The 20,133-nt window shown below is 66.8% G+C and carries 19 protein-coding genes, 1 other RNA gene and 1 riboswitch; of the genes, 12 read left to right on the plus strand and 8 right to left on the minus strand.

Annotated features, from left to right (window positions below; translation table 11 throughout):
* Positions 1 to 5 precede the first annotated feature (5 nt).
* From AC0GNO_RS02225 to AC0GNO_RS02235, 3 genes are all read left to right on the plus strand, one after another.
* Positions 6 to 1,703 carry a thiamine pyrophosphate-binding protein gene (locus AC0GNO_RS02225; RefSeq protein WP_472902781.1) on the plus strand — a complete coding sequence of 566 codons (1,698 nt, stop codon included), beginning with the start codon at positions 6 to 8 and terminating at the stop codon, positions 1,701 to 1,703.
* Between the two features lie 125 nt (positions 1,704 to 1,828).
* Positions 1,829 to 2,524 carry a helix-turn-helix transcriptional regulator gene (locus AC0GNO_RS02230; protein ID WP_472887211.1) on the plus strand — a complete coding sequence of 232 codons (696 nt, stop codon included), beginning with the start codon at positions 1,829 to 1,831 and terminating at the stop codon, positions 2,522 to 2,524.
* Positions 2,525 to 2,530: 6 nt separating this feature from the next.
* Positions 2,531 to 3,181 carry a Crp/Fnr family transcriptional regulator gene (locus tag AC0GNO_RS02235; RefSeq protein WP_472902782.1) on the plus strand — a complete coding sequence of 217 codons (651 nt, stop codon included), beginning with the start codon at positions 2,531 to 2,533 and terminating at the stop codon, positions 3,179 to 3,181.
* A 90-nt stretch (positions 3,182 to 3,271) separates the two neighbouring features.
* Here the strand turns inward: AC0GNO_RS02235 and AC0GNO_RS02240 are convergent, their stop codons facing one another.
* The 4 genes from AC0GNO_RS02240 to AC0GNO_RS02255 form a co-directional block, all read right to left on the minus strand.
* Positions 3,272 to 5,275, minus strand: coding sequence for a S8/S53 family peptidase (locus AC0GNO_RS02240; protein WP_472902783.1), 2,004 nt, complete (start codon positions 5,273 to 5,275; stop codon positions 3,272 to 3,274).
* On the minus strand, positions 5,272 to 6,120 hold the full coding sequence (locus tag AC0GNO_RS02245; protein ID WP_290966446.1) for a phosphatase PAP2 family protein: 849 nt from the start codon (positions 6,118 to 6,120) through the stop codon (positions 5,272 to 5,274). The genes AC0GNO_RS02240 and AC0GNO_RS02245 overlap by 4 nt, the downstream gene beginning before the upstream one ends.
* A 275-nt stretch (positions 6,121 to 6,395) precedes the next feature.
* Positions 6,396 to 8,123 (minus strand): adenylate/guanylate cyclase domain-containing protein, encoded by a 1,728-nt coding sequence (locus AC0GNO_RS02250; protein ID WP_472902784.1) that lies wholly within the window; start codon positions 8,121 to 8,123, stop codon positions 6,396 to 6,398.
* A gap of 276 nt (positions 8,124 to 8,399) precedes the next feature.
* Positions 8,400 to 8,852, minus strand: coding sequence for an SWIB/MDM2 domain-containing protein (locus tag AC0GNO_RS02255; RefSeq protein ID WP_177139822.1), 453 nt, complete (start codon positions 8,850 to 8,852; stop codon positions 8,400 to 8,402).
* A gap of 281 nt (positions 8,853 to 9,133) precedes the next feature.
* Here AC0GNO_RS02255 and rraA point away from each other — a divergent pair, with 281 nt between their 5' ends.
* Positions 9,134 to 9,640 carry a ribonuclease E activity regulator RraA gene (rraA, locus tag AC0GNO_RS02260; protein WP_472902785.1) on the plus strand — a complete coding sequence of 169 codons (507 nt, stop codon included), beginning with the start codon at positions 9,134 to 9,136 and terminating at the stop codon, positions 9,638 to 9,640.
* Positions 9,641 to 9,744: 104 nt separating this feature from the next.
* On the opposite strand, the gene AC0GNO_RS02265 is transcribed toward rraA, so the two are convergent.
* The 4 genes from AC0GNO_RS02265 to AC0GNO_RS02280 form a co-directional block, all read right to left on the minus strand.
* Complete coding sequence (locus tag AC0GNO_RS02265) at positions 9,745 to 10,560, minus strand: sulfite exporter TauE/SafE family protein (RefSeq protein ID WP_472902786.1); 816 nt, start codon at positions 10,558 to 10,560, stop codon at positions 9,745 to 9,747.
* Positions 10,561 to 10,711: 151 nt separating this feature from the next.
* Positions 10,712 to 10,890, minus strand: a non-coding RNA gene (gene ssrS, locus AC0GNO_RS02270) — 6S RNA.
* A 73-nt stretch (positions 10,891 to 10,963) separates the two neighbouring features.
* The gene (locus tag AC0GNO_RS02275) at positions 10,964 to 11,347 is read right to left on the minus strand and encodes a cell division protein ZapA (protein ID WP_472902787.1); all 384 of its coding nucleotides are present in this window, start codon (positions 11,345 to 11,347) and stop codon (positions 10,964 to 10,966) included.
* Positions 11,344 to 11,580, minus strand: a complete 237-nt coding sequence (locus AC0GNO_RS02280; RefSeq protein ID WP_472902788.1) for a DUF904 domain-containing protein — start codon at positions 11,578 to 11,580, stop codon at positions 11,344 to 11,346. The genes AC0GNO_RS02275 and AC0GNO_RS02280 overlap by 4 nt, the downstream gene beginning before the upstream one ends.
* A 50-nt stretch (positions 11,581 to 11,630) precedes the next feature.
* Positions 11,631 to 11,876, plus strand: a riboswitch (cobalamin riboswitch).
* Between the two features lie 81 nt (positions 11,877 to 11,957).
* Between AC0GNO_RS02280 and AC0GNO_RS02285 the strand changes: the two genes are divergently transcribed.
* The 8 genes from AC0GNO_RS02285 (at position 11,958) to AC0GNO_RS02320 (ending at position 20,126) form a co-directional block, all read left to right on the plus strand.
* The gene (locus AC0GNO_RS02285) at positions 11,958 to 13,802 is read left to right on the plus strand and encodes a TonB-dependent receptor domain-containing protein (protein ID WP_472902789.1); all 1,845 of its coding nucleotides are present in this window, start codon (positions 11,958 to 11,960) and stop codon (positions 13,800 to 13,802) included.
* A gap of 8 nt (positions 13,803 to 13,810) precedes the next feature.
* Entirely contained in the window at positions 13,811 to 15,166 is a 1,356-nt protein-coding gene (locus AC0GNO_RS02290) for a cobyrinate a,c-diamide synthase (RefSeq protein WP_472902790.1), read from the plus strand.
* Entirely contained in the window at positions 15,163 to 15,984 is an 822-nt protein-coding gene (locus AC0GNO_RS02295; protein WP_472902791.1) for a cobalamin-binding protein, read from the plus strand. The genes AC0GNO_RS02290 and AC0GNO_RS02295 overlap by 4 nt, the downstream gene beginning before the upstream one ends.
* Positions 15,977 to 16,552: a bifunctional adenosylcobinamide kinase/adenosylcobinamide-phosphate guanylyltransferase gene (locus AC0GNO_RS02300; RefSeq protein ID WP_472902792.1), complete on the plus strand. Its 576-nt coding sequence runs from the start codon at positions 15,977 to 15,979 to the stop codon at positions 16,550 to 16,552. Before AC0GNO_RS02295 ends, AC0GNO_RS02300 begins: the two co-directional genes overlap by 8 nt.
* A gap of 5 nt (positions 16,553 to 16,557) precedes the next feature.
* Positions 16,558 to 17,451, plus strand: coding sequence for an ABC transporter substrate-binding protein (locus AC0GNO_RS02305; RefSeq protein WP_472902986.1), 894 nt, complete (start codon positions 16,558 to 16,560; stop codon positions 17,449 to 17,451).
* Between the two features lie 116 nt (positions 17,452 to 17,567).
* Positions 17,568 to 18,611 carry a FecCD family ABC transporter permease gene (locus AC0GNO_RS02310; protein ID WP_472902793.1) on the plus strand — a complete coding sequence of 348 codons (1,044 nt, stop codon included), beginning with the start codon at positions 17,568 to 17,570 and terminating at the stop codon, positions 18,609 to 18,611.
* Between the two features lie 8 nt (positions 18,612 to 18,619).
* A complete protein-coding gene (locus tag AC0GNO_RS02315) occupies positions 18,620 to 19,399 on the plus strand; it encodes an ABC transporter ATP-binding protein (RefSeq protein ID WP_472902794.1) in 780 nt (259 codons plus the stop codon).
* Between the two features lie 49 nt (positions 19,400 to 19,448).
* Positions 19,449 to 20,126: an energy-coupling factor ABC transporter permease gene (locus AC0GNO_RS02320; RefSeq protein WP_472902795.1), complete on the plus strand. Its 678-nt coding sequence runs from the start codon at positions 19,449 to 19,451 to the stop codon at positions 20,124 to 20,126.
* The last annotated feature ends 7 nt before the right edge of the window (positions 20,127 to 20,133 follow it).

Below are 20,133 nucleotides of genomic sequence, written 5' to 3' on the forward strand. Positions count from 1 at the left end.
CCGGCATGACACAAAAACTCGCCGGCCACCTGCTGATTGAATGCCTGATCGCCCAGGGTGTGACCCACGCCTTTGGCGTACCGGGCGAAAGTTACCTCGCCGTGCTCGACGGCTTTCATGCCCACGCCGACCGCATCCGTTTCGTGATGAACCGGCAGGAGGGCGGAGCGGCCTTCATGGCCGAAGCCCAGGGCAAGCTCACCGGGCGACCGGGCATCTGCTTCGTGACCCGCGGACCGGGCGCGACCAACGCCTCCATCGGCCTGCACACCGCCTTCCAGGACTCCACGCCCATGGTGCTGTTCATCGGCGATGTGGCCAGCGACGCGCGCGACCGCGAAGCCTTCCAGGAGGTGGACTACCTGAGCTTCTTTGGGCCGAGCACCAAGGGCATGGCCAAGCGCGTGGAGCGCATCGACGACCCGCGCCGCATCCCCGAATACGTGGCCCGCGCCTTCGCCACCGCCCTAAACGGCCGGCCCGGCCCGGTGGTGCTCGTGCTGCCCGAAGACATGCTCACGCAAACCGTGGACGTCGAACCGCTGCCGCGCGTGGAGCCGGTGCAGGCCTGGAGCGACCCGGGCGCGCTGCGCACCCTGCGCGAACTGCTGCTGCAGGCCGAGCGCCCGCTGGTGATCGCCGGCGGAGGTGGCTGGACGCCGCAGTCGGCTGCGGCCTTGCAGCGCTTTGCTGAAAACTGGCAACTGCCGGTGGCCAACGCCTTCCGCTTCCAGGACTGTTTCGACAACCACCACCCCAACTACGCGGGCGACATCGGTCTGGGCATCAACCCGGCGCTGGCCGCGCGTGTGCGCGAGAGCGACCTGCTGATCGCCATCGGCCCACGACTGGGCGAATCGACCACTGGCGGCTACACGCTGATCGAAGCACCGGTGCCGAAACAGAAACTGGTGCACATCCACGCCAGCGCCGAAGAGCTGAACCGCGTTTACCAGGCCACGCTGGCGATCAACGCCACCATGAACGCGGCAGCGCGCAGCCTGGAGGTTTTGACCGCGCCACCCGGTGTCGCCTGGGGCCAGTGGACACAGGCCTGCCACGCCGATTACGAGGCCAACGTGGACGTGGGCAACGGGGGCATCGTGCTGCCCGGCACGATCGACATGCCAGCCCTCATCCACACGCTGCAGCAGCACCTGCCGGCCGATGCCGTGCTCACCAACGGCGCGGGCAACTTTGCGTCATGGTTGCACCGCTTCTTCAGATACCACGGTCTGGTCAAAGGTCACAAGACCCAGCTCGCGCCCACCAACGGCGCCATGGGCTACGGCGTGCCCGCGGGCATCGCAGCGGCCATCCTCACCGGGCGCACCGCCTTCACCATCGCGGGCGACGGCGACTTCCTCATGAACGGTCAGGAGCTGGCCACGGCCGTGCAGCACGGCGCCAAGAGCATCGTGCTGCTGCTCAACAACGGCACCTTCGGCACCATCCGCATGCACCAGGAGCGCGAGTACCCGGCGCGCGTGAGCGGTTCGGACCTGAACAACCCGGACTTCTGTGCACTCGCCCGGGCCTACGGTTACGCGGCGGAGCAGATCACCCACACCGCCGAATTCGAGCCCGCGCTGCTGCGTGCCCTGGCGGCGCCCGGCGGCACGGTGATCGAAGTGATGCTCAGTGAAGAAGTCATCACCACGCGGGGCACCTTGTCGGCCATCCGCGACAAGGCGCGGGCATAAGACCTGTTTCAGGCCGATTTCTCGGCGAAATGTAAATAGATCACAAAACGCCGGGCAACCACGCGCTATCTGTCCGGCCGCCTTTTTTCTAAAGTTCCTCCATCAACACGACGGAGGAACGTCACATGTGGCAAGCCAATGAAACCATCTCCACCCGCAGCCATTTTTCGGCAGCGGGCCTGGGTACGCAGGGCGGTCTGGAGCAGGCGCTCCTGCTGCGCGTGCTGGACGAAATCGACTACGGTGTGCTGGTGATCGATGCGCAGGGCCGTCTGCGTCATGCCAACCATCTGGCGCGCCACGAAATGATCAGCGCCCGGCTGATCATGAACCACGGCAACACGCTGCTGGGTACCACCACCGAGTTCACTCTGCAGATCCAGCAGGCGCTGGAGCAAGCCCTGCGGGGTCAACGCAGGCTGGTTTCGCTTCGCAACGTGTCCCGGGAACTGTCGCTGGCCTTTATCCCGCTGAGCCATCCCCTGGAGACCGACTCGCCGTCGGTGCTGGTGCTGTTGTCCCGACAGGGCGCCAGCGAGAACCTGGCTGTGCGCCTGTTCGCCCGGGCGCAGAACCTCAGCCCCAGCGAAGAGTCGGTGTTGATGGGTCTGTGCCGCGGCTTGTCCATTCCCGACATCGCCGCCGAACACGGCGTGGTCCAGTCCACGGTGCGCAGCCAGATCAAGGCGCTGCGAGAAAAAACCGGCTGTCCCAGCATCCGGCTGATGATGCAGCGCGTCAACAGCCTGCCGCCGGTGGTGCCCGCCTTGCGCATCGTTTCGCCGATGCCTCACAATGCCATGGAGTTCGCACAACCATGAGCATCCATGCCCCTTGCCGCCGCGTTATCGCCCAAACCCGGGTCCACATCACACATTGAGGCTCTGGCCGCCCTCGGGGTGCCGCGTCTCTACCGCCGGGGGACGCTGCTGATCCAGGAAGGGGAAACCGGCGATACGCTCTACGTCGTTCTCAAGGGCCGGCTTCGGGCCTTTCTGGCCGACAACAGCGGCAAGGAACTCACCCTCGGCACCTATGGGCCGTGGGAATACGTGGGCGAAATGTCGCTCGACGGCGGCCCCCGGTCGGCAAATGTCGAGGCCACCGAGGCCAGCACCTGTGCCGTGGTGACCCGGGCCACGTTGCTGGGCTACATTGCCGATCACCCCGAATTTGCCCTCGAACTCCTGGGTCGTCTGATCCGGCGCGCCCGCCTGGCCACTGAAAGCGCGCGCAGCGTGGCCCTCATCGATGTTTACGGTCGTCTGGTGAGCCTGCTGAACAAGATGGCTCAGGCGCCCGATCCACACGGTGAACGCATGCTGGGCGAACGCATCACCCACCAGGCCATGGCGCAGCACCTGGCCTGTTCGCGCGAGATGGTCAGCCGCCTGCTGAAAGACCTGGAGAGCGGCGGCTACATCGCCGTGCGCGAGCGCTGGATCTGGCTGCTGAAGCCGCTACCGGCGCGTTGGTGAACGGCTGTTTGTTCTGTTTTCGGGAAAGGTGGGTGGGCGTCTCGACTGGTCGGCCCATCTCCAAGCCGGTTGAGCCGACCTGAAGAGTGCTTACTCAAGCCGGTCGAACCGCGCCCTGGCGAGTTGGGGCGATGCGCAGCTGGTGCCGAAAAGCCGCACGGCGCTGCCACTGCGGCTACCGGCACCCAGGACACCCCAGAGTGCGGTGCTCTCGTCGGAAACCGCCAGTGCATCGGGTACTTTGGCGACCCTGTAGCGCTGTGGTAGCCGTGTGGCATCCGGGTCCGGCAGTCTGGGGCTGTAGCGTGCTGCCGGATCGAAGGCACTGGAGGCGAAGCGCACGCCGCCGACCGACACGGTGGCTTGCCCGGTGCCGATGCTGTTGAACGTGCCGCTGCGTCGGATCGCCGTCGGGTTGTCCGGTTCGTCCACGAAACTTTCAATATTGCCGCTGGTGTCGTAGCAGTTCCCATCGAAGTAGGACTGACGGGCTCCGGTATGTGTACCCAGAGCCACATCGTCCCGTTCGATGTAGGCGTCGAGCACCACCGGGTGGACGCCGTCATTGCTGATCTTGACCCGCCAGGTGCCGGCTGGTGCGAGCCGGTCAGCCGGGTTGTGGGACGCCGTTGGACACAGCGCCAGCAGGGCGCAAGAGCCGTACCGACCCAAGGCGGTCCGGTGGGGAAACACCAGTGCCAGTTGCGGGCTCTGGGAAGAGGGCCAGCAGCCTGCATTGCCGGTCGTCAAAGCTTCAAGCGCCCGCCCTCCGGGCAGGGTGACTTCGATACGCACATCTTGCAGAGCCTTTTCGGGCAAATCCGGATCACCCAGCCAGAGCTCCAGAAAACTCTGTGTCCGGTCGTCAGGCTGGACGTGCCATGACAGTTCAACCGACTCCCCAGGAGCCAGCGTTTTGTTCGCGTGGGTGCGATCCTGGTAGCCGTTGCCGGCCGGCACAAAAACCTGCAGATGTTCGGGGCCGCGCAAGGCAATCAGCTGTTCGATGGCAGCTTCCAGCACCGAGGTGCCATCGTGCGGGCCCGCCAGCGTTCCCCAGCTGATGTTGACGACCACTTGGGCGCTGGGTGCTGTGCGGTTCAGGATATAGATGAGCGCATCCAGAATGCTCACGTTCATGGCCCCGCCCGACGTATCGACGACATTGGACCAGTCCAGCTGTACCGCAATCAACGGTGCCTGGCTGGCCGCATCATAGGCTGGGGTCATGTCGGGCGTGTGCCCTGCGCTACTCATGCGGGCCGTGGCCAGCCAAGGGCCGCTGGCCAGACTGGCCACGTGAGTACCGTGGCTGACGGGGTGCTTCAGGTCCCAGAACTGCAGGTAGTCGTAAAGGTCATCCTCGTCGACCGCTCCGTTGATGGTGAAACGGTCCATGGCGTCCCGTATCGCCTTCGCTGTCAGTTCGTGGCCGTATCCCATCACCGATGGCGTTGGACCGCTGCGCACCGGATCCAGTCTGGCACGCAGGCTGCGTCCCATGCCTGGCCCGTGGGGGCCATCGAACTCGTCCTGACGCCAGAAATAGCGAATTCGGGGAAGTCCATCGGTGCGAAGGAAGGCGGCATTGGCGAGAGCCAGGCCCCCGTCGATGATGCCCAGGACCTTGCCGTCCAGTGCTGGCCGCTCCGTATCTGGCGTGCTGTGTGGGGTGGCCGGGTCTTTCAACGGCCCAGTGTGTTCCTCCACAGGCAGCCCCAGCTCGAAACGCCGGATGATGGCCGAAAGCGCAGGGCGTTTGCGCAGCGCCTTGAAGAATCCCTTGGCCGCTCGGGCTGTGCAGAAACGCAGTCCGTGTACTTGCAGATAAGCCTTGGACACCTGTAGCCATTTCACGTCAGAGGCCAGCAGCAGATCCTGGACGCCGTAGTCCTGATGGAGTTCGATGGCAATCGGCAACCACTGGGGTTTGGCTGCTGCGCCTTCCCCCAGGCGATAACCGGCGAATCGATCGGCTTCTGCCCACGCCAGATAAGGGTCAGCGCCGCTGATGGCTCCGGTGGCGGACCAGTCGATGCCTGTCACTTCGCCCCTGGGCAAATCTGCCCAAGGCATCGGTGCCTGGCGTCTCATGCCCATTCCTTCAGCGCTTCCTGCCACAGCCAAGCCAGGGTGTCAGCCTTGGGGAGCGCAATCGCCGGGCCACTGACGCTGTAGGCACCGGCGTCCAACGGGTCGCTGAGTTTGAAGTCTTTGGGTGAGCCATCGGCTTCGACGAACCTGGCGCTGTCAAACCCACGCAGCCGGACGCTGCCACCTGTTGCGCGGGCCACAAAAAACTCGCCCAGGCTGCAGCCCAGCAGGCGGCCGGCCGCGCTGTCCACCGGGAAGTGCACACCGGCCACCGTGCGGTTCACGGCGATGCGTGCGGCCAAGCGTTGCAGTTGTACCTGGCTGTTCTCGCCATCCTTCTTGCCAGGCCGGGCCTGATTCATAAAGGACTGCAGCATCTGGGCCACGGCGAAGGCCTCGGTGGCATGCCCACTGGGCCAACTGCCATGCCCCGGGGTCGGGATCATGGGTTGAATCTGTGGTGAGAACTCGACCGGTCGCAGGGTGGCGAAGATGTGCTTGAAACGCATTTCAACCTGCACACACAGCGCCAGCGTGATCTCGATGAGCTGGATGGTTTTTTTGTGGCGATGGGCCGACAGCCCCAGCACGGCAGACCAATAACCGACTGGTGCCGTCAACTGGTCGATGATCTCGGCTCCACGGTCGCCACGCAGGTCGGCGTAGGCGGCCACCAGTTCCAACTGCTGCTTGAGCAAGTCTTTGTCCGGCCCCTGTAAATCCACCAGCGTCTTGTTCTTGATGGTGTTGCCATTGAGATTGGCGAAACGCATCGACGCCTGTTTTCGGCTCTTGTTCACCGTGACGGACACACCTTCGAACAGCTCTTCGAAGCAGGTGGTCATCCGCGGGCCGTCAGCCCACAGCTTCAGATTGTCAGGGTGATCAAAACCGGGCGTCCCCGGGTGAAGAACGGCACTCTGGAACGGGCCGGCGATGGCCGCGCGACTGACATCGATGGCCTGGGATTCCAGGCTTGATCCGTAGCCTCCGCTGTAACCGCCCGAATATCCACCCGAGTACCCGCCTGAATAGCCACCGCTATAGCCCCCTGAGTAGCCGCCGCTATACCCGCCGCTATACCCTCCGCTCATATGCACTCCTATCCTGGTGTTGAAGTTCAGTGTTCAGGCAAGCCCAATGCACTCAGAACGCGTGCACCGTGTTGCCTTGTCTTGCTCTGGCTCCCTGACGCGAGGTATCGGCTCACCGTCAGGTCTGGTTGGAGCTGCCGTAACAACTCGAATGTCTGTTTGGCGTCGTCGGTGAGACCTGCTTCATACTGCCCGAACAGCAGCGCCCTGATGGTCGGAAGGTGGTACCTGTTTTTGCACAGGGAGCTCTTGCACAGCGCAATGGATCGGCCGTAGTCACCGATCGCCAGGTAGCTGTTGGCCAGCATCATCTCGAAATAGTATTTCTGCGGATCCAGCGGCGAGAGGTGCAGGGCGTTTTCGGCTTCGATCATCGAATCCGTGGGGGTGCCCCACATCTGTGACCACACGCTGTTGTACAGCCAGGCCATGGCGTCGTTCGGGTTGCTCTGGGTGGCTTCCTGCAGCAGGCGGTGCGAGGCGTCCACGTCCTCGCCCAAGTGACACAGCGCATGGCCCTTGATGGCCATGGCCAGCGAGCTGGAGGGCTCCAGATCGAGCGCGCGGTCGGCCATGTCGATCGCCCGATGGAACTCCCTGGCCGGATCGGCCGCGAGGCCTTGCACCACCTGCATGATGTGCCACTTGGCCATCCAGGCCCGGGGTGCCGCCACGCGTTTGTGGCGTTCCGCCACCGCTTCGAGCAGCCGCTGGCTGCGCTGCAGATCGCGGGCTGTCGAGCGGTGCATGAGCGTGATGCCACCCAGCATGAGCGAATTGCTGTCCAACTTGGGCAGGGGAAGCACCAGACTGCGCTGAATTTCAGCATGGAGCAGTGCGTTGGCACAGGCGGTGGTGAGCGTGTTGAGCAGTTCGCTTTGCTCCTGCACCAGGTCCAGGGTGTCGCCACCGAGGCGCTCGGCCCACACGACTTCATGCAGGCGCGTGTCGGACAGTTCGGCCATGATGACCACCCTGTCACCCAGGGTGGCGTAGCTGCCGCTGAGCACAAAGGCGGCGTCGAGGCGGGCGTCGATTTCGCCGGGGCTGGCGCTGCGGTTGCGAAAGGCCGTGGTGGACAGGCGTGAGATCACGCGCAGGTCCTGGGTGCGAGAAAGCTGTGCGATCACGCCGTCGGCAATGAGCTCGCCGACGACGAAGTGTTCTGGCGAAGGGTTGCGGGCCTCGAACGGGATGACGGCGATGGAGGGCCGGAAGTCGACGGGCGCGGCCTCGCGCGCCGCGGGCCGCCAGACCACCTGGCCGTCTCGCACCGGGTGAACCAGCCAGGTGCGCACCGGCTCTGGCCAGTGTTTGAGATAGCTCTCACCCATGTCCTCGACTTCACCGTCCACCCCGTCCACGATGGCATCGCGCACGGCCGCTGTGACCACCGTGTCCCCCGGATCGGCCAGGCTGGTCACGCGCGCAGCCAGGTTCACGCCGTGGCCATACACGTCTTCGGAATCGACATACAGGTGGCTGGCGTTGATGCCCGCCCGCAGGTGCAGTTGCTCGGCGGGCGGCAGGGTCTGGTTGAGGGGGGCAAAGAAGCGGTGGAGCTCGTGGGCCGCCTGCACCGCGTCGACGGGCTGGTCGAACTCGGCCAGGATGCCGTCACCCAGGCTCTTGACCAGTCGGCCGCGCCGCTGGGGCAGCACCTGCGTTCGTGCATGGCTGAGAAAGCCGTGCCAGTGGTTCACCACCGCCGACTCGTTTGCCGCCATCAGACGCACCGATTCCACCAAGTCCATCACAAGGACCACCCTGTTGTATTGCAGCGGCAACGGAGGAGTCAGGTCCTCATGACCTGAACCGCTGACCGGCATGCTGGGCTGTGGGGGTGGAGCTGTCATACCTCATTGGGGGTAGGTTTTTTTCAGTTTCTCACATTTGGGTGATGCTCTGCAGGGGCATCCGATTGCCGTGACCCTTCGGCAGCGCTGGTCGCGTCCAGACGAAAAAAAGCCGGCTTGCGCCGGCTCTTTTGATCGAAGGCTCTGCGCGAAGCGCGGAGCCCCGGGGCCTGATCACTTCAGGTGTTCGTTGATCATCTTGGTCATTTCGAACATCGAAGCCTGGGCCTTCTTGAAGATCTCCTTCAGCTTGGCGTCGGCGTTGATCATGCGGCGGTTCACTTCGTCCTGCAGCTTGTTCTTCTTGATGTAAGCCCAGACCTGCTTGGTCACTTCGGTGCGTGGCAGCGGGGTGGAGCCCACGATGGCGGCCAATGCAGCGCTGGGCGTCATGGCCTTCATGAACGCGGCGTTGGGCGTGCGCTTTTTCGCCGGAGCTGCCTTCTTGGCCGGGGCGGCTTTTTTGGCCGGAGCGGCCTTCTTTGCCGGAGCAGCAGCCTTCTTGGCCGGAGCGGCTTTCTTCGCGGGTGCAGCGACCTTCTTCGCAGGAGCGGCCTTCTTTGCCGGTGCAGCGGCCTTCTTGGCCGGGGCGGCTTTTTTAGCCGGCGCTTTTTTTGCAGTTGCCATGGTTGGATATCCTTCTAGAAGTTGACTATTCACCAGCGGAAAACGCGCTTTCTCACCGGTGTCTCGGATGCTAATGGACTTGCATCACCATTCCAAGCGGCGTGATCAGGTTTTTTGCAGGTTTTCAGAGGAAGTGAGGCCCATATTGGCGTTGAAAACAACACTTCAGCCCACGCCCTGTGCAAGCTGTTCGTCAGAGCGTGTGGGCATGCTCCAATGCGCTCGATTTCCTGGCCCTTCCTCCGTTCGTTTTTCAACCGGTTTTCAATCCGATTTTCACCATGTCCAACACCCCCATGATGGCCACCTGCGATTTGTGTGACGCCCACAAGAACGATGACTCCGGCGCCTTTCGTGTGCTGCCGCCCGTGTTCCGCGATTTCGGTGCGGTGCGCCGCTTCGCGGGATCGGTGGTCACCGTCAAATGCTTCGAAGACAACACCCCGGTGAAGCAGGCGGTCGAAAGCGCGGGCGAGGGCCGGGTGCTGGTGGTGGACGGCGGCGGCTCGTTGCGCCGCGCGCTGCTGGGCGGCAACCTGGGGGCTGCGGCGGCCCGCAATGGCTGGGCTGGCGTGGTGATCGATGGCTGCGTTCGCGATGTGGCCGAGCTGGCCGTCTGCAACGTGGGCATCCGCGCGCTGGCCTGCATACCGTTGCCCACCGAGCGCCGCACCGAGGGGCTGCGCGATCTGGCGGTGCAGATCCAGGGTGTGTGGGTGCGGCCGGGCGACTGGCTCTACGCCGACGAGGACGGCATCGTGGTGTCGAACGTTCAGCTCACGGGTTGAGCTGGAATGCCACTGGTCGCAGCGCAGGGCCGCCCCACGCAAGACCGCACCCTTTGGGGGGGCAGCGACCCGCGCCGCGGTGGAGCGTGGGGGCTCACAGCCCTTCAGGCTGCCAGACCCTTGTAGAGCATGTAGGCGGCCAGCACATACAGGATGCTGGCGAAGACGCGTTTGAGCGATTTCACCGGGAGCGCGTGCGCGGCCTTCACGCCCAGCGGCGCCATGAGCACACTGGCGATGGCGATGACCAGCAGCGCGGGCAGGAACACGTAACCCAGTGAACCGGTGGGCAAGCCGGCCACGCCCTGGCCGGCGACGATGTAACCCAGGGCATTGGCCAGCGCAATCGGGAAGCCGAGCGCGGCGCTGGTGGCCACGGCGTTGTGGATGGCGACGTTGCACCAGGTCATGAAGGGCACGCTCACGAAGCCGCCCCCCGCACCCACCAGACCGGAGAGGAAGCCGATGGTCGTGCCCGCGCCGATCTGGCCCGCGGTGCCGGGCAGGGTGCGTGTGGGTTTGGGTTTTTTGTCCATCAGCATCTGCGTCGCCGAGAAACTGACGAAGGCGGCAAACACCAGCGCCAGCCACGAACCCTTGAGCATCGAGAACACGCCCAGGCTGGCCAGCGCGGCACCCAGCACGATGCCCGGCGCCAGGCGCTTGACGATGTCCCAGCGCACGGCACCGCGCTGGTGGTGCGCGCGCACGCTGGAGATGGAGGTGAAGATGATGGTGGCCATGGAGGTGGCGATGGCCATCTTGATCGATAGATCGGGGGCGACACCGCGACCCGAAAGGATCACGGTGATGAAGGGCACCATGATCATGCCCCCACCGATGCCGAGCAGGCCGGCCAGGAAGCCGGTGCACAGGCCAAGGGCAACCAGTTCGGCAATGAGCAGAGGTTCAAGGATCATGAGGGGATCGGGGCCAAACGCCGAAAGCACGCGCAGGAGGGGGAGCCACCCGGATCAGCCGTGGAACCGGCTTCGCCGGGCCACTGGCTGCGTGCCCCCTCCCGCAGGAGAGGGGGGAAGACGCGAAGCGGCGCAGGGGGGTGTTTCGAATAAGGTGTCTGCAATGCCGCCGGACCGTCATCCTGAACCGGGGTTCAGGTGGGCCAGGGCAGCGTGACTTCGGGTTCATCTGACGCGAGATGCTCACACCCGTCAGGCAATGTACCTAGTCCGTGCTCAATGAGCATTGGTTCAAGGAAATATAAAGCCCGGCGCGCACTGCAGACGGTTTGGATTGTAGGCCCGCTGGGCCGCGTTTTCAGAACCGCCGGTCCACAAATACCGATGTACCGCCGAATGGTCGTCAGAGCAGCTGGCCGTCGCTGCCCAGGGTCTGGTCGAGGCGGCGGATGAGCTCGTCCATGCGGGCTTGCGCAGCCGGATCGGTGTCGGTGCTGCCCGGGGTTTGCGCGGGCTCGGTCATTGGGCCGGGTTCCGTGTTGCCGAAGACGGTGTGTTCAAAATGCAGCGATTCTTTTTGCGACAGTTCGAAGGCCAGGTTCAACGAGGCCAGCACGGCGATACGGTCACGGGCCTTGACCTTGCCGGCATCGCGGATGCGGCACATGGCCGTGTCCACGCGCTCCACGGCGTCGAGCAATGCCGACTCACCGCCCACGGGGCAGGCCAGCAGATAGCTCTGGCCCATGATCTGGACTTCAATCTGTTTGCTCGCCAGCTTGTTCATTCGAGCTCCTTTGGCAGGTTGGGGCCGTCGGAGGCCGAGGCGGGCAGGCGGTCCAGCAGGGCGTCGATGCGGGCACGGGCTGCATTCAGGCGCGACTTGAGGGAGTCGCGCTCGGCCTGCAGGGCCTGCACCTGTTCATGCAGCAGGCTGTTGGTGCGCTGCAGTTCCTCGTGTCGCAGCAGCAGCCGCTCTACGCGTTCGGTGATCTGGTCAAGGTGCTTGGGATCGGCCATGGTTACGACATGTTGCTTCCACATTGTAGGGTTGCGGCAAGGACCCCGCGTTTACAATGCGCTCTGTTGGTGCTCGCGGTGTGGTTCACATGCCGCAGTTCAACGGGAAGCAGGAGGGAAAGTCCACACGGACGGACCTAACCTGCGCTGCCCCCGCAACGGTAAGCAGACGAGATGCCTGATGTCTTCAGGCCACTCCGCTTTCATCTCACAACCACTGGACGGCCCGCGCTGTCTGGGAAGGTGATGAAGGTCGCTCTGCCAGCCCGGATACCGGCCAACGAGGTGGCGGTGCGTCCAGACAATGGCGCGCCGCCGTGACGCTCAGGCACCGTCGGGGAAGACGGTGAGAGCACATCATCGTTCGTTCTGCTTTCATGAAAAACCGCAACCTGCGCGCGCCCCTGGCCGTGCTGCCCCTGGCCATCCTGGCCCTGTCTTCCCACGCCCAGACTTCCGGAACCACCACGGCCATGGAACTGCCTGAAACCGTGGTCACCGCCACGCGGTCTGCCATTCCGGTGGCCGATGTGGTGGCCGACGTTTCCATCGTTGACCGCGAACAGATCGAGCGCAGCGGCGCCAATGGCCTGGCCGATGTGCTGTCGCGTGTGCCGGGCATCACCGTGACCCGCAATGGCGGCCCCGCTTCGGCCACCAGCGTGTACCTGCGCGGCGCCGAGACGCGTTTCACCGCCGTGTTCGTGGACGGGGTCCGCGTGGATTCGCAGTCCACCGGCGGCGCCAGCTGGAACGCGATTCCCTTGGCGCAGGTCGAGCGCATCGAGGTGCTGCGCGGCCCGGCGGCAGCGATCTACGGCTCTGACGCCCTGGCCGGCGTGGTCCAGATCTTCACCCGCCAGGGTGAGGCGGGCTTCTTTCCCTCGGTGCACGTGGGCGTGGGCACGCACAACACGCGCGACATGAGCGTGTCGCTGCGCGGCGGGCAGGGCGCGGTGAGCTACGCGCTGGGCCTCTCGGGTGAGCGCAGCGACGGGTTCAACGCCAAGCCCTCGGGCAACCCGGACCGCGACGGCTACCGCAGCCAGTCGGTCTCTGGCCGGCTGGGCTGGAAGCTCGCGCCCGGTCACGACCTGGAAGCGACGCTGCTCGACAGCGAGCAGAAGGCGGGTTACGACGGCTTTCTTCCCGGCCAGGACGACCAGGGCCAGCAAGACCTGCGCACCCTGGGACTCAGCTGGTCGGCGGCCTGGAGCGATACCTGGAAAACCCGGGTGGGGGTGACACGCGGGACCGACCGCTATCAAACCACGCCTTCGCCTTACCTCACCAACACGCGCATCGACACCTACCTCTTGCGCAACGAGTGGCGCATGGGCACGGCCACGCTGAGCGCCGATCTGGAGCGCCGCGAAGACCGCCTCACGAACGGCAGTACCACCCCCGAACAGAACGACCGCGACCAGAACGCGCTCGCGCTGGGCTACACACTGCGCCACGGCGCACACACGCTGCAGCTCAACGCACGCCACGACGACGACAGCGAGTTCGGTGGCCAGTCCACCGGTGGCGCCGCCTATGCGTATGCGTTCACGTCCGCCTGGCGCGCCACGCTGTCGGCCGGCACCGCGTTCCGTGTGCCCACGCTGTTCCAGCGCTTCAGCCTCTACGGCACGCCCGATCTGAAGGCCGAAACCGCCCGCAACTTCGAAACCGGTCTGCGCTACCAGTCGGGTCATGACCGGGCTGGGTTCACGCTGTACCGCAACGAAGTGAAGAACCTGATCGACTACGTGAGCGGGCCCGGCACCTGTGCCAACGGCGTGGGCGAATTCGCGGGTTGTTACGGCAACACGGGCCGGGCGCGCTACACCGGCGCCACGCTCAGCGGCGGCACCCGGGTGGGCGCGGTCAACCTCGGGGCTTCGCTTGATCTGATGCGTCCCAAAGACCAGGAGACCGGGCTGCGCCTCGCGCGCCGTGCCCAGACCCAGGCCACGCTGACCGCCGACACCCAGCTCGCCAGCTGGACGCTGGGGGGCGAGGTGCAGCATGTCGGCTCGCGTTTCAACGACGCGGCCAACACGCAGCGCCTGCCGGCCTACAGCCTGCTGAACCTGACGGCCAGCACCGCGCTGACGCCCGACTGGAAGCTGCTGGCCCGTGTCGACAACCTGAGCGACAAGGCCTACGAGTCGGTGCTGGGTTACGCCACCGCCGGCCGCACCTTCTATCTGGGTCTGTCCTGGTCGCCACGTTGAGTGCCACCATGGACCACGCCGTTGCTGTCTGCCCCGCGCTGCTGATCGCGGCGCCGGCCTCGGGCCAGGGCAAGACCACGGTGACGGCAGCGCTCGCGCGGCTGCACACGCGGCAGGGCCGCCGGGTGCGGGTGTTCAAGTGCGGCCCGGATTTTCTGGACCCGCACTGGCACACGCTCGCCAGCGGCCACCCGGTGCACAACCTCGACCTCTGGCTCAACGGCGAGGCCGACATCCGCGCGCGCCTGTTTGAGGCCGCGTCGTCGAGCGACCTGATCCTGATCGAAGGGGTCATGGGCCTGTTCGACGGTGAGCCCAGCGCGGCCGACCTCGCGCGGCGCTTCGGGCTGCCCGTGCTGGCGGTGATCGACGCCTCGGCGATGGCGGGCACCTTCGGCGCGCTGGCGCACGGGCTGCGCAACTACCAGGAAGACCTGCCCTGGGCGGGCGTGCTGGCCAACCGGGTCGCCAGCGAGGGCCACGCGCAGATGCTGCAACGTTCGTTGCGCCCGGCGATGGCCGAAGGTGACGCGGTGGGCATTGACGCCGGCTGGCTCGGGGCCTTGTTGCGCGACGCGGGCTTCACGCTGCCCGAGCGGCACCTCGGCCTGACCGTGGCGTCCGAGCTGCCCGACGCCATGGAGCGGCTGGACGCCGTGGCCGACGCGCTGGCGCAGACGCCGCTGGGTCAGCTCGACCACGCGGGCTGGCAGCGTTGGGCGGTGCGGTTTGACGCGGTGCCGCCCGCGGCGTCCGAGCGCCGGCTGGCGGGGCGCACGGTGGCGGTGGCGCGCGATGCGGCCTTCTGCTTTATCTACCCGGCCAACCTGGACAGCCTGAGCGCGCTCGGCGCCGAGCTGGTGTTTTTCTCGCCGCTGGCCGATGAGCCGGTGCCTGCGTGTGACGCCGTGTGGCTGCCGGGCGGCTACCCGGAGCTGCACGCGACCACGCTGGCGAAAGGCGCGCACTGCCGCGCCTCGCTGGCCGATCACGTCGCGGCGGGCCGGCCGGTCTGGGCCGAGTGCGGCGGCATGATGCCGCTGTTCGACACCCTGGTCACCGCCGACGGCGACGAGCATCCGATGTGGGGCCTGCTGCCCGGCCGCGTGGCCATGCAGAAGCGCCTGGCCGCGCTCGGGCCGCAGCGCTGGGACACGGCGCAGGGTGAACTGCGCGGGCACACCTTTCACTACTCGACCACCGAGTCGCCGCTGCCACCGCGGTTCCGGACCGAGGCGCAGCGCGCGGGCGGGCGAGGCGAGGCCATTTACGCGCAGGGGTCGGTGCGCGCCAGCTATTTCCACGCCTGGTTTTCTTCCAACCCCGAGGCTGCGGCCTCGCTGTTCCTTGAGGAGGGTTTGTGAGCACACCGCACCAGGGACCGCAGCGCATCGTCTGCCTGACCGAGGAGACCACCGAATGGCTCTACCTGCTGGGGCAGGAGCACCGCATCGTCGGCATCAGCGGCTACACCGTGCGCCCGCGCCGCGCGCGCGACGAGAAGCCCAAGGTGAGCGCGTTCCTCAACGCGAAGATCGACAAGATCCTCGCGCTGCAGCCCGACTGCGTGTTTGGGTTTTCCGACCTGCAGGCCGACATCGCGGCGCAGCTGATCCGAGCGGGCGTGCAGGTGACGGTGTTCAACCAGCGCAGCCTGGATCAAATTTTTTCGATGCTGTTCCAGGTGGCGGCGATGGTGGGTTGTGCTGAAGAGGGCCTGGCGCGCATCGACGTCATGCGCCTGCGGTTGGCGGCCATCGGTGCCGAGGTGAGCGCGCTGGTGGCGGCGGGCAAGCGCCGCCCGCGCGTGTTTTTTGAAGAGTGGGACGAGCCGCACATCAGCGGCATCCGCTGGGTGTCCGAGCTGCTGGGCATCGCGGGTGGCGACGACGTGTTTCCCGAGTTGGCGGTGCAGTCGCTGGGCAAGGACCGCATCATTGCCGACCCCGCCGAGATCGTGCGCCGCAAGCCCGACATCGTGATCGGATCCTGGTGTGGCAAGAAGTTCCGCCCCGAGAAGGTGGCGGCGCGCGCGGGATGGCAGGACGTGCCTGCGGTGAAGAACGGCCAGCTGTTCGAGATCAAGTCGGCCGACATCCTCCAGCCCGGCCCGGCGGCGCTGACCGACGGCGTGGCGCAGATGCACAGCATCGTCACCACGTGGATGAACCGGCATGGCTGACCTGACCCGCAGCGAATTCATCCTCGGCGGTCAGCGCAGTGGCAAGTCGCGCCGCGCCGAGGTGCTGGCGCGCCAGTGGCTGGAGCGTTCGCCCGATCACCGTGCCGTGTTGATCGCCACCGGCCAGGCCTGGGACGGCGAGATGCGCGAACGCATCGCGCGCCACCAACGGGACCGCGCCGAGCGGGTGCCGGGCATGCTCACGGTGGAGGAGCCGGTGGCGCTCGCCCAGACCCTGCGCCAGCACAGCGACACCCGCACCCTGATCGTGGTGGACTGCCTCACCCTCTGGCTCACCAACCTGCTGATGCCCGCGCTGCCCGGCGAGGCCCTCGACGAACCTGCCGTGATCGCTGCGGGCCACGCGCTGTGCGAGGCCATCGCCGCCGCGCCCGGTCCGGTGGTGCTGGTGAGCAACGAGATCGGCCTGGGCGTGATCCCCCTGGGGCACGAGGTGCGCCAGTTCGTGGACGCGCTGGGTCGCATGAACCAGAGCGTCGCCGCCACGTGCGAGCGCGTCACCCTGATGGCCGCGGGCCTGCCGCTGACACTGAAAGACACGACATGAATCCGATGCGTTGCATCCTGTCCGCGGTGATGCTGGTGGCACTGACGCTGCTGGCCCTGCCGGCCCGCGCCGCGCTGCAGATCACCGACGACCACGGCGTGGTGGTCAACTTCGAGCGCTCGCCGCAGCGCATCGTGAGCCTGCTGCCGTCGCTGGCCGAGACGGTGTGCGAGCTCGGGCAATGCCAGCGCCTGGTGGGCGTGGACCGCTACACCAACTGGCCCACGAGCGTGAAGGCCTTGCCCCAGGTCGGCGGCGGGCTGGACCCGAACATCGAGGCCATCGTCGCGCTGCGGCCCGACGTGGTGCTGATGGCCACCTCGTCCCGCGCGGGCGAACGCCTGCGCGCGCTGGGCATCAAGGTGGTGGCGCTGGAGCCCAAGACGCACGCCGACGTGCAGCGCGTGCTGCTCAAGATCGGCCAGCTGCTGGAGGTGCCCGACGCGCAAAAGATCTGGCGCGCCATCGACGCTGCCGTGATGGCCGCCGCACAGTCGCTGCCCGCCGGTGTGCGCGGCACGCGGGTGTATTTCGAAGTCAACCCCGGGCCGTACGCCGCGGGTGAAAGCTCCTTCATCGGCGAGACGCTGACGCGCCTGGGTGCGAAGAACATCGTGCCCGCGTCGCTCGGGCCCTTCCCCAAGCTCAACCCCGAGTACATCGTGCGCGCCAACCCCGACCTGATCATGGTCGGCCAGCGCAGCGTGGAAGGCATGGCGCAGCGCCCGGGCTGGATGTCCATGCGCGCCATGCGCGGGCAGCACCTGTGCGTGTTTCCCGTCGACGCTTCCGACGCGCTGGTGCGGCCCGGTCCGCGCATGGCCGAGGGCGCGCGCCTGATGGCGGGTTGCCTGGCCGAGAAGGCGCCTGGCGCGAAGAAGCCGGGGGCGCGTCCTTGAACGATCCGGTGCAGGGCCGCCCCAAGCCGGATCAGCCCCCTCGGGGGGCAGCGACCCGCGCAGCGGCGGAGCATGGGGGTCCTTCGACCCGCCGCGCGTCCTGGCTGGTGGGGGGCATGTTGCTTGCCGCGCTGGGCCTGACCGCGCTCGGCGTGTGCGTGGGCAGCGCGGGTTTCGAGAACCTGATCGGCCCGCTGCTGAACCCGCAAGCCGACCCGTCGGCCACCGCGATGGCGCAGCAGATCGTGTGGGAGATCCGCCTGCCGCGCACGCTGGGCGCCTGGGGAGCTGGCGCGCTGCTGGGCCTGGCCGGCGCGGTGGCGCAAGGCCTGTTTCGCAACCCGCTGGCCGACCCGTTCCTGCTCGGCAGTGCCTCCGGCGCATCGCTCGGTGTGGCGCTGGCGCTGGCCGCGATGGGTGGCGGCGCGGGCATGTTGGGCGCCAGCATGATGAACAGCGGCGTGGCCGTGAGCGTGTTTTCCAGCAGCGCCTGGGTGCGCCTGGGCCTGACCGGCGCAGCCTTTGGCGGCGCGGTGCTGGCGGTGCTGCTCACGCTGCTGCTCTCGCGTGGCGTGCAACACACGCTGCGCCTGCTGCTGGCCGGTGTGGTGGTGGGTGTGGTGCTGGGGGCGATGACGCACCTGGTGCTGCTGTTCTCGCCCGAATCGCTGCAGGCCATGCAGGCCTTCATGCTCGGCTCGACCAGCTTCGTGGGCTGGACCGCCTGCGTGTTGATGGTGACCGTGTGGGCGCTGTGCGCGCTGGCGGCCTGGCTGCTGGCGCGCGTGCTCGACGGCCTGAGCCTGGGCGACGCCACGGCGCGCAGCCTGGGCCTGCCGCTGGGCCCCATGCGCGCGGCGCTGGTGGCCGTGCTCGCGCTGGCCACCGGCACCGCCGTGGCGCAGACCGGGCTGATCGCCTTCGTGGGCCTGGCCGCGCCACACCTGGTGCGCTCACTGGTCAAGACCACCAGCGGCCGCCTGATGCTGCTGGCCAGCTGCATGGGCGGTGTGCTGCTGATGGCGGCCGACACGCTGGCGCGCTGGCTGATCGCGCCGCAGGAGCTGCCGGTGGGCGTGCTCACCGCGGTGCTCGGCGGCGGCTACCTGCTGTGGCTGATGCAGCGCAACACGCGCGTGTCGCGGGGGGCGGGGCTGTGAAGGCACCCGTGAACGCCATCGCCATCGAAGCGCGCGACCTCAGCGCGCGGCTGGGCGACACACAGATCCTGCACAACATCACCCTGGCGCTGCCCCGTGCGTGCTGGACCAGCATCGTTGGCCCCAACGGCGCGGGCAAATCCACCCTGCTCAAGGCGCTGGCCGGTCTGCTGCCGCACAGCGGCGAGGTGGCGTTGCTGGGCCGGCCGCTGGCCGACTGGCCCAGCCGCCAGCGGGCGCAGCAGATGGCCTGGCTGGGCCAGAACGAGTCCAGCGGCGACGACCTCACCGTGTGGGACGTGGCCATGCTCGGCCGCCTGCCGCACCAGGCCTGGCTGAGTGCGCCCAGTGCCGCCGACCACGTGGCGGTGGAGCGCGCGCTGCGTGCCACGCAGGCCTGGGACTGGCGCGCCCGCTCGCTCGGCCAGCTCTCGGGCGGCGAGCGCCAGCGCGTGCTGCTCGCGCGCGCCCTCGCCGTGGAGGCCGAGGTGCTGCTGATGGACGAGCCCCTGGCCAACCTCGACCCACCGCACCAGGCCGACTGGCTGGACCTGGTGCAGGCGCTGGTGGCGCAGGGCAAGACGGTGGTGAGCGTGTTGCACGAAGTGGCCATGGCCCTGCACGCCGACGAACTGGTGGTGATGGCCCAGGGCCGCATCACCCACCAGGGCCGCTGCGCCGAGCCCGCGACCCATCGGGCGCTCGAAGCCGTGTTCGACCACCGCATCGAAGTCTACGCCCTGCAAGGGCAGTGGGTGGCTTTGCCCCGCGCCCGAGCGACCAACTGATTTTTTCAACCGCGTTGTGAACAACGCCCACAACCCAAGGAGCCGCAACATGCACATCGAACCCGGACTGGTGGACAGCACCAAGATTTTCCTGAGCTACGCGACGGCGACCGCAGCCCTCGGCTGTTCGGCCAAACTGGCCTGGGACATGGTTCGCACGGAAGGTGTGACAGCCCTCCTGGTGCGCTCGGTGATGGCCGCTGCGCTGGTGTTCGGGTTCTTTGAGTTGCTGCCCACGCACCCGGTGGGCGTGTCCGAGGTGCACCTGATCCTGGGCAGCACCTTGCTGCTGGTGTTCGGCGCCGCGCCGACGGCCATCGGTCTGGTGGTGGGTCTGGCCGTCCAGAGCCTGTTTTTCGCGCCCGACGACCTGCCGCAATACGGCATGAACGTCACCACGCTGCTGCTGCCCCTGTTCGCCATCCAGGCGCTGGCCCGTCGCGTGATCGCGCCCGACACGGCCTATGTCGACATCCGCTACGCGCAGGCACTGAAGCTGTCGGTGGCCTACCAGGGCGGCATCGTGGTCTGGGTCGGTTTCTGGGCCATCTACGGCCAGGGCATGGGTGCCGAGAACCTGTCGAGCATCGGCACGTTTGGCGCGGCCTACATGACCGTCGTGTTGCTGGAGCCGCTGGTGGACCTGGCCGTGCTGGCCTTGGCCAAACAACTGCAGCGTCTCAAAGGTTCGCCGGTGGTCCAGCCCCGTCTCTACACCGCGGCCTGATGGGGGT

It is taken from the genome of Hydrogenophaga sp. L310 (assembly GCF_055703065.1).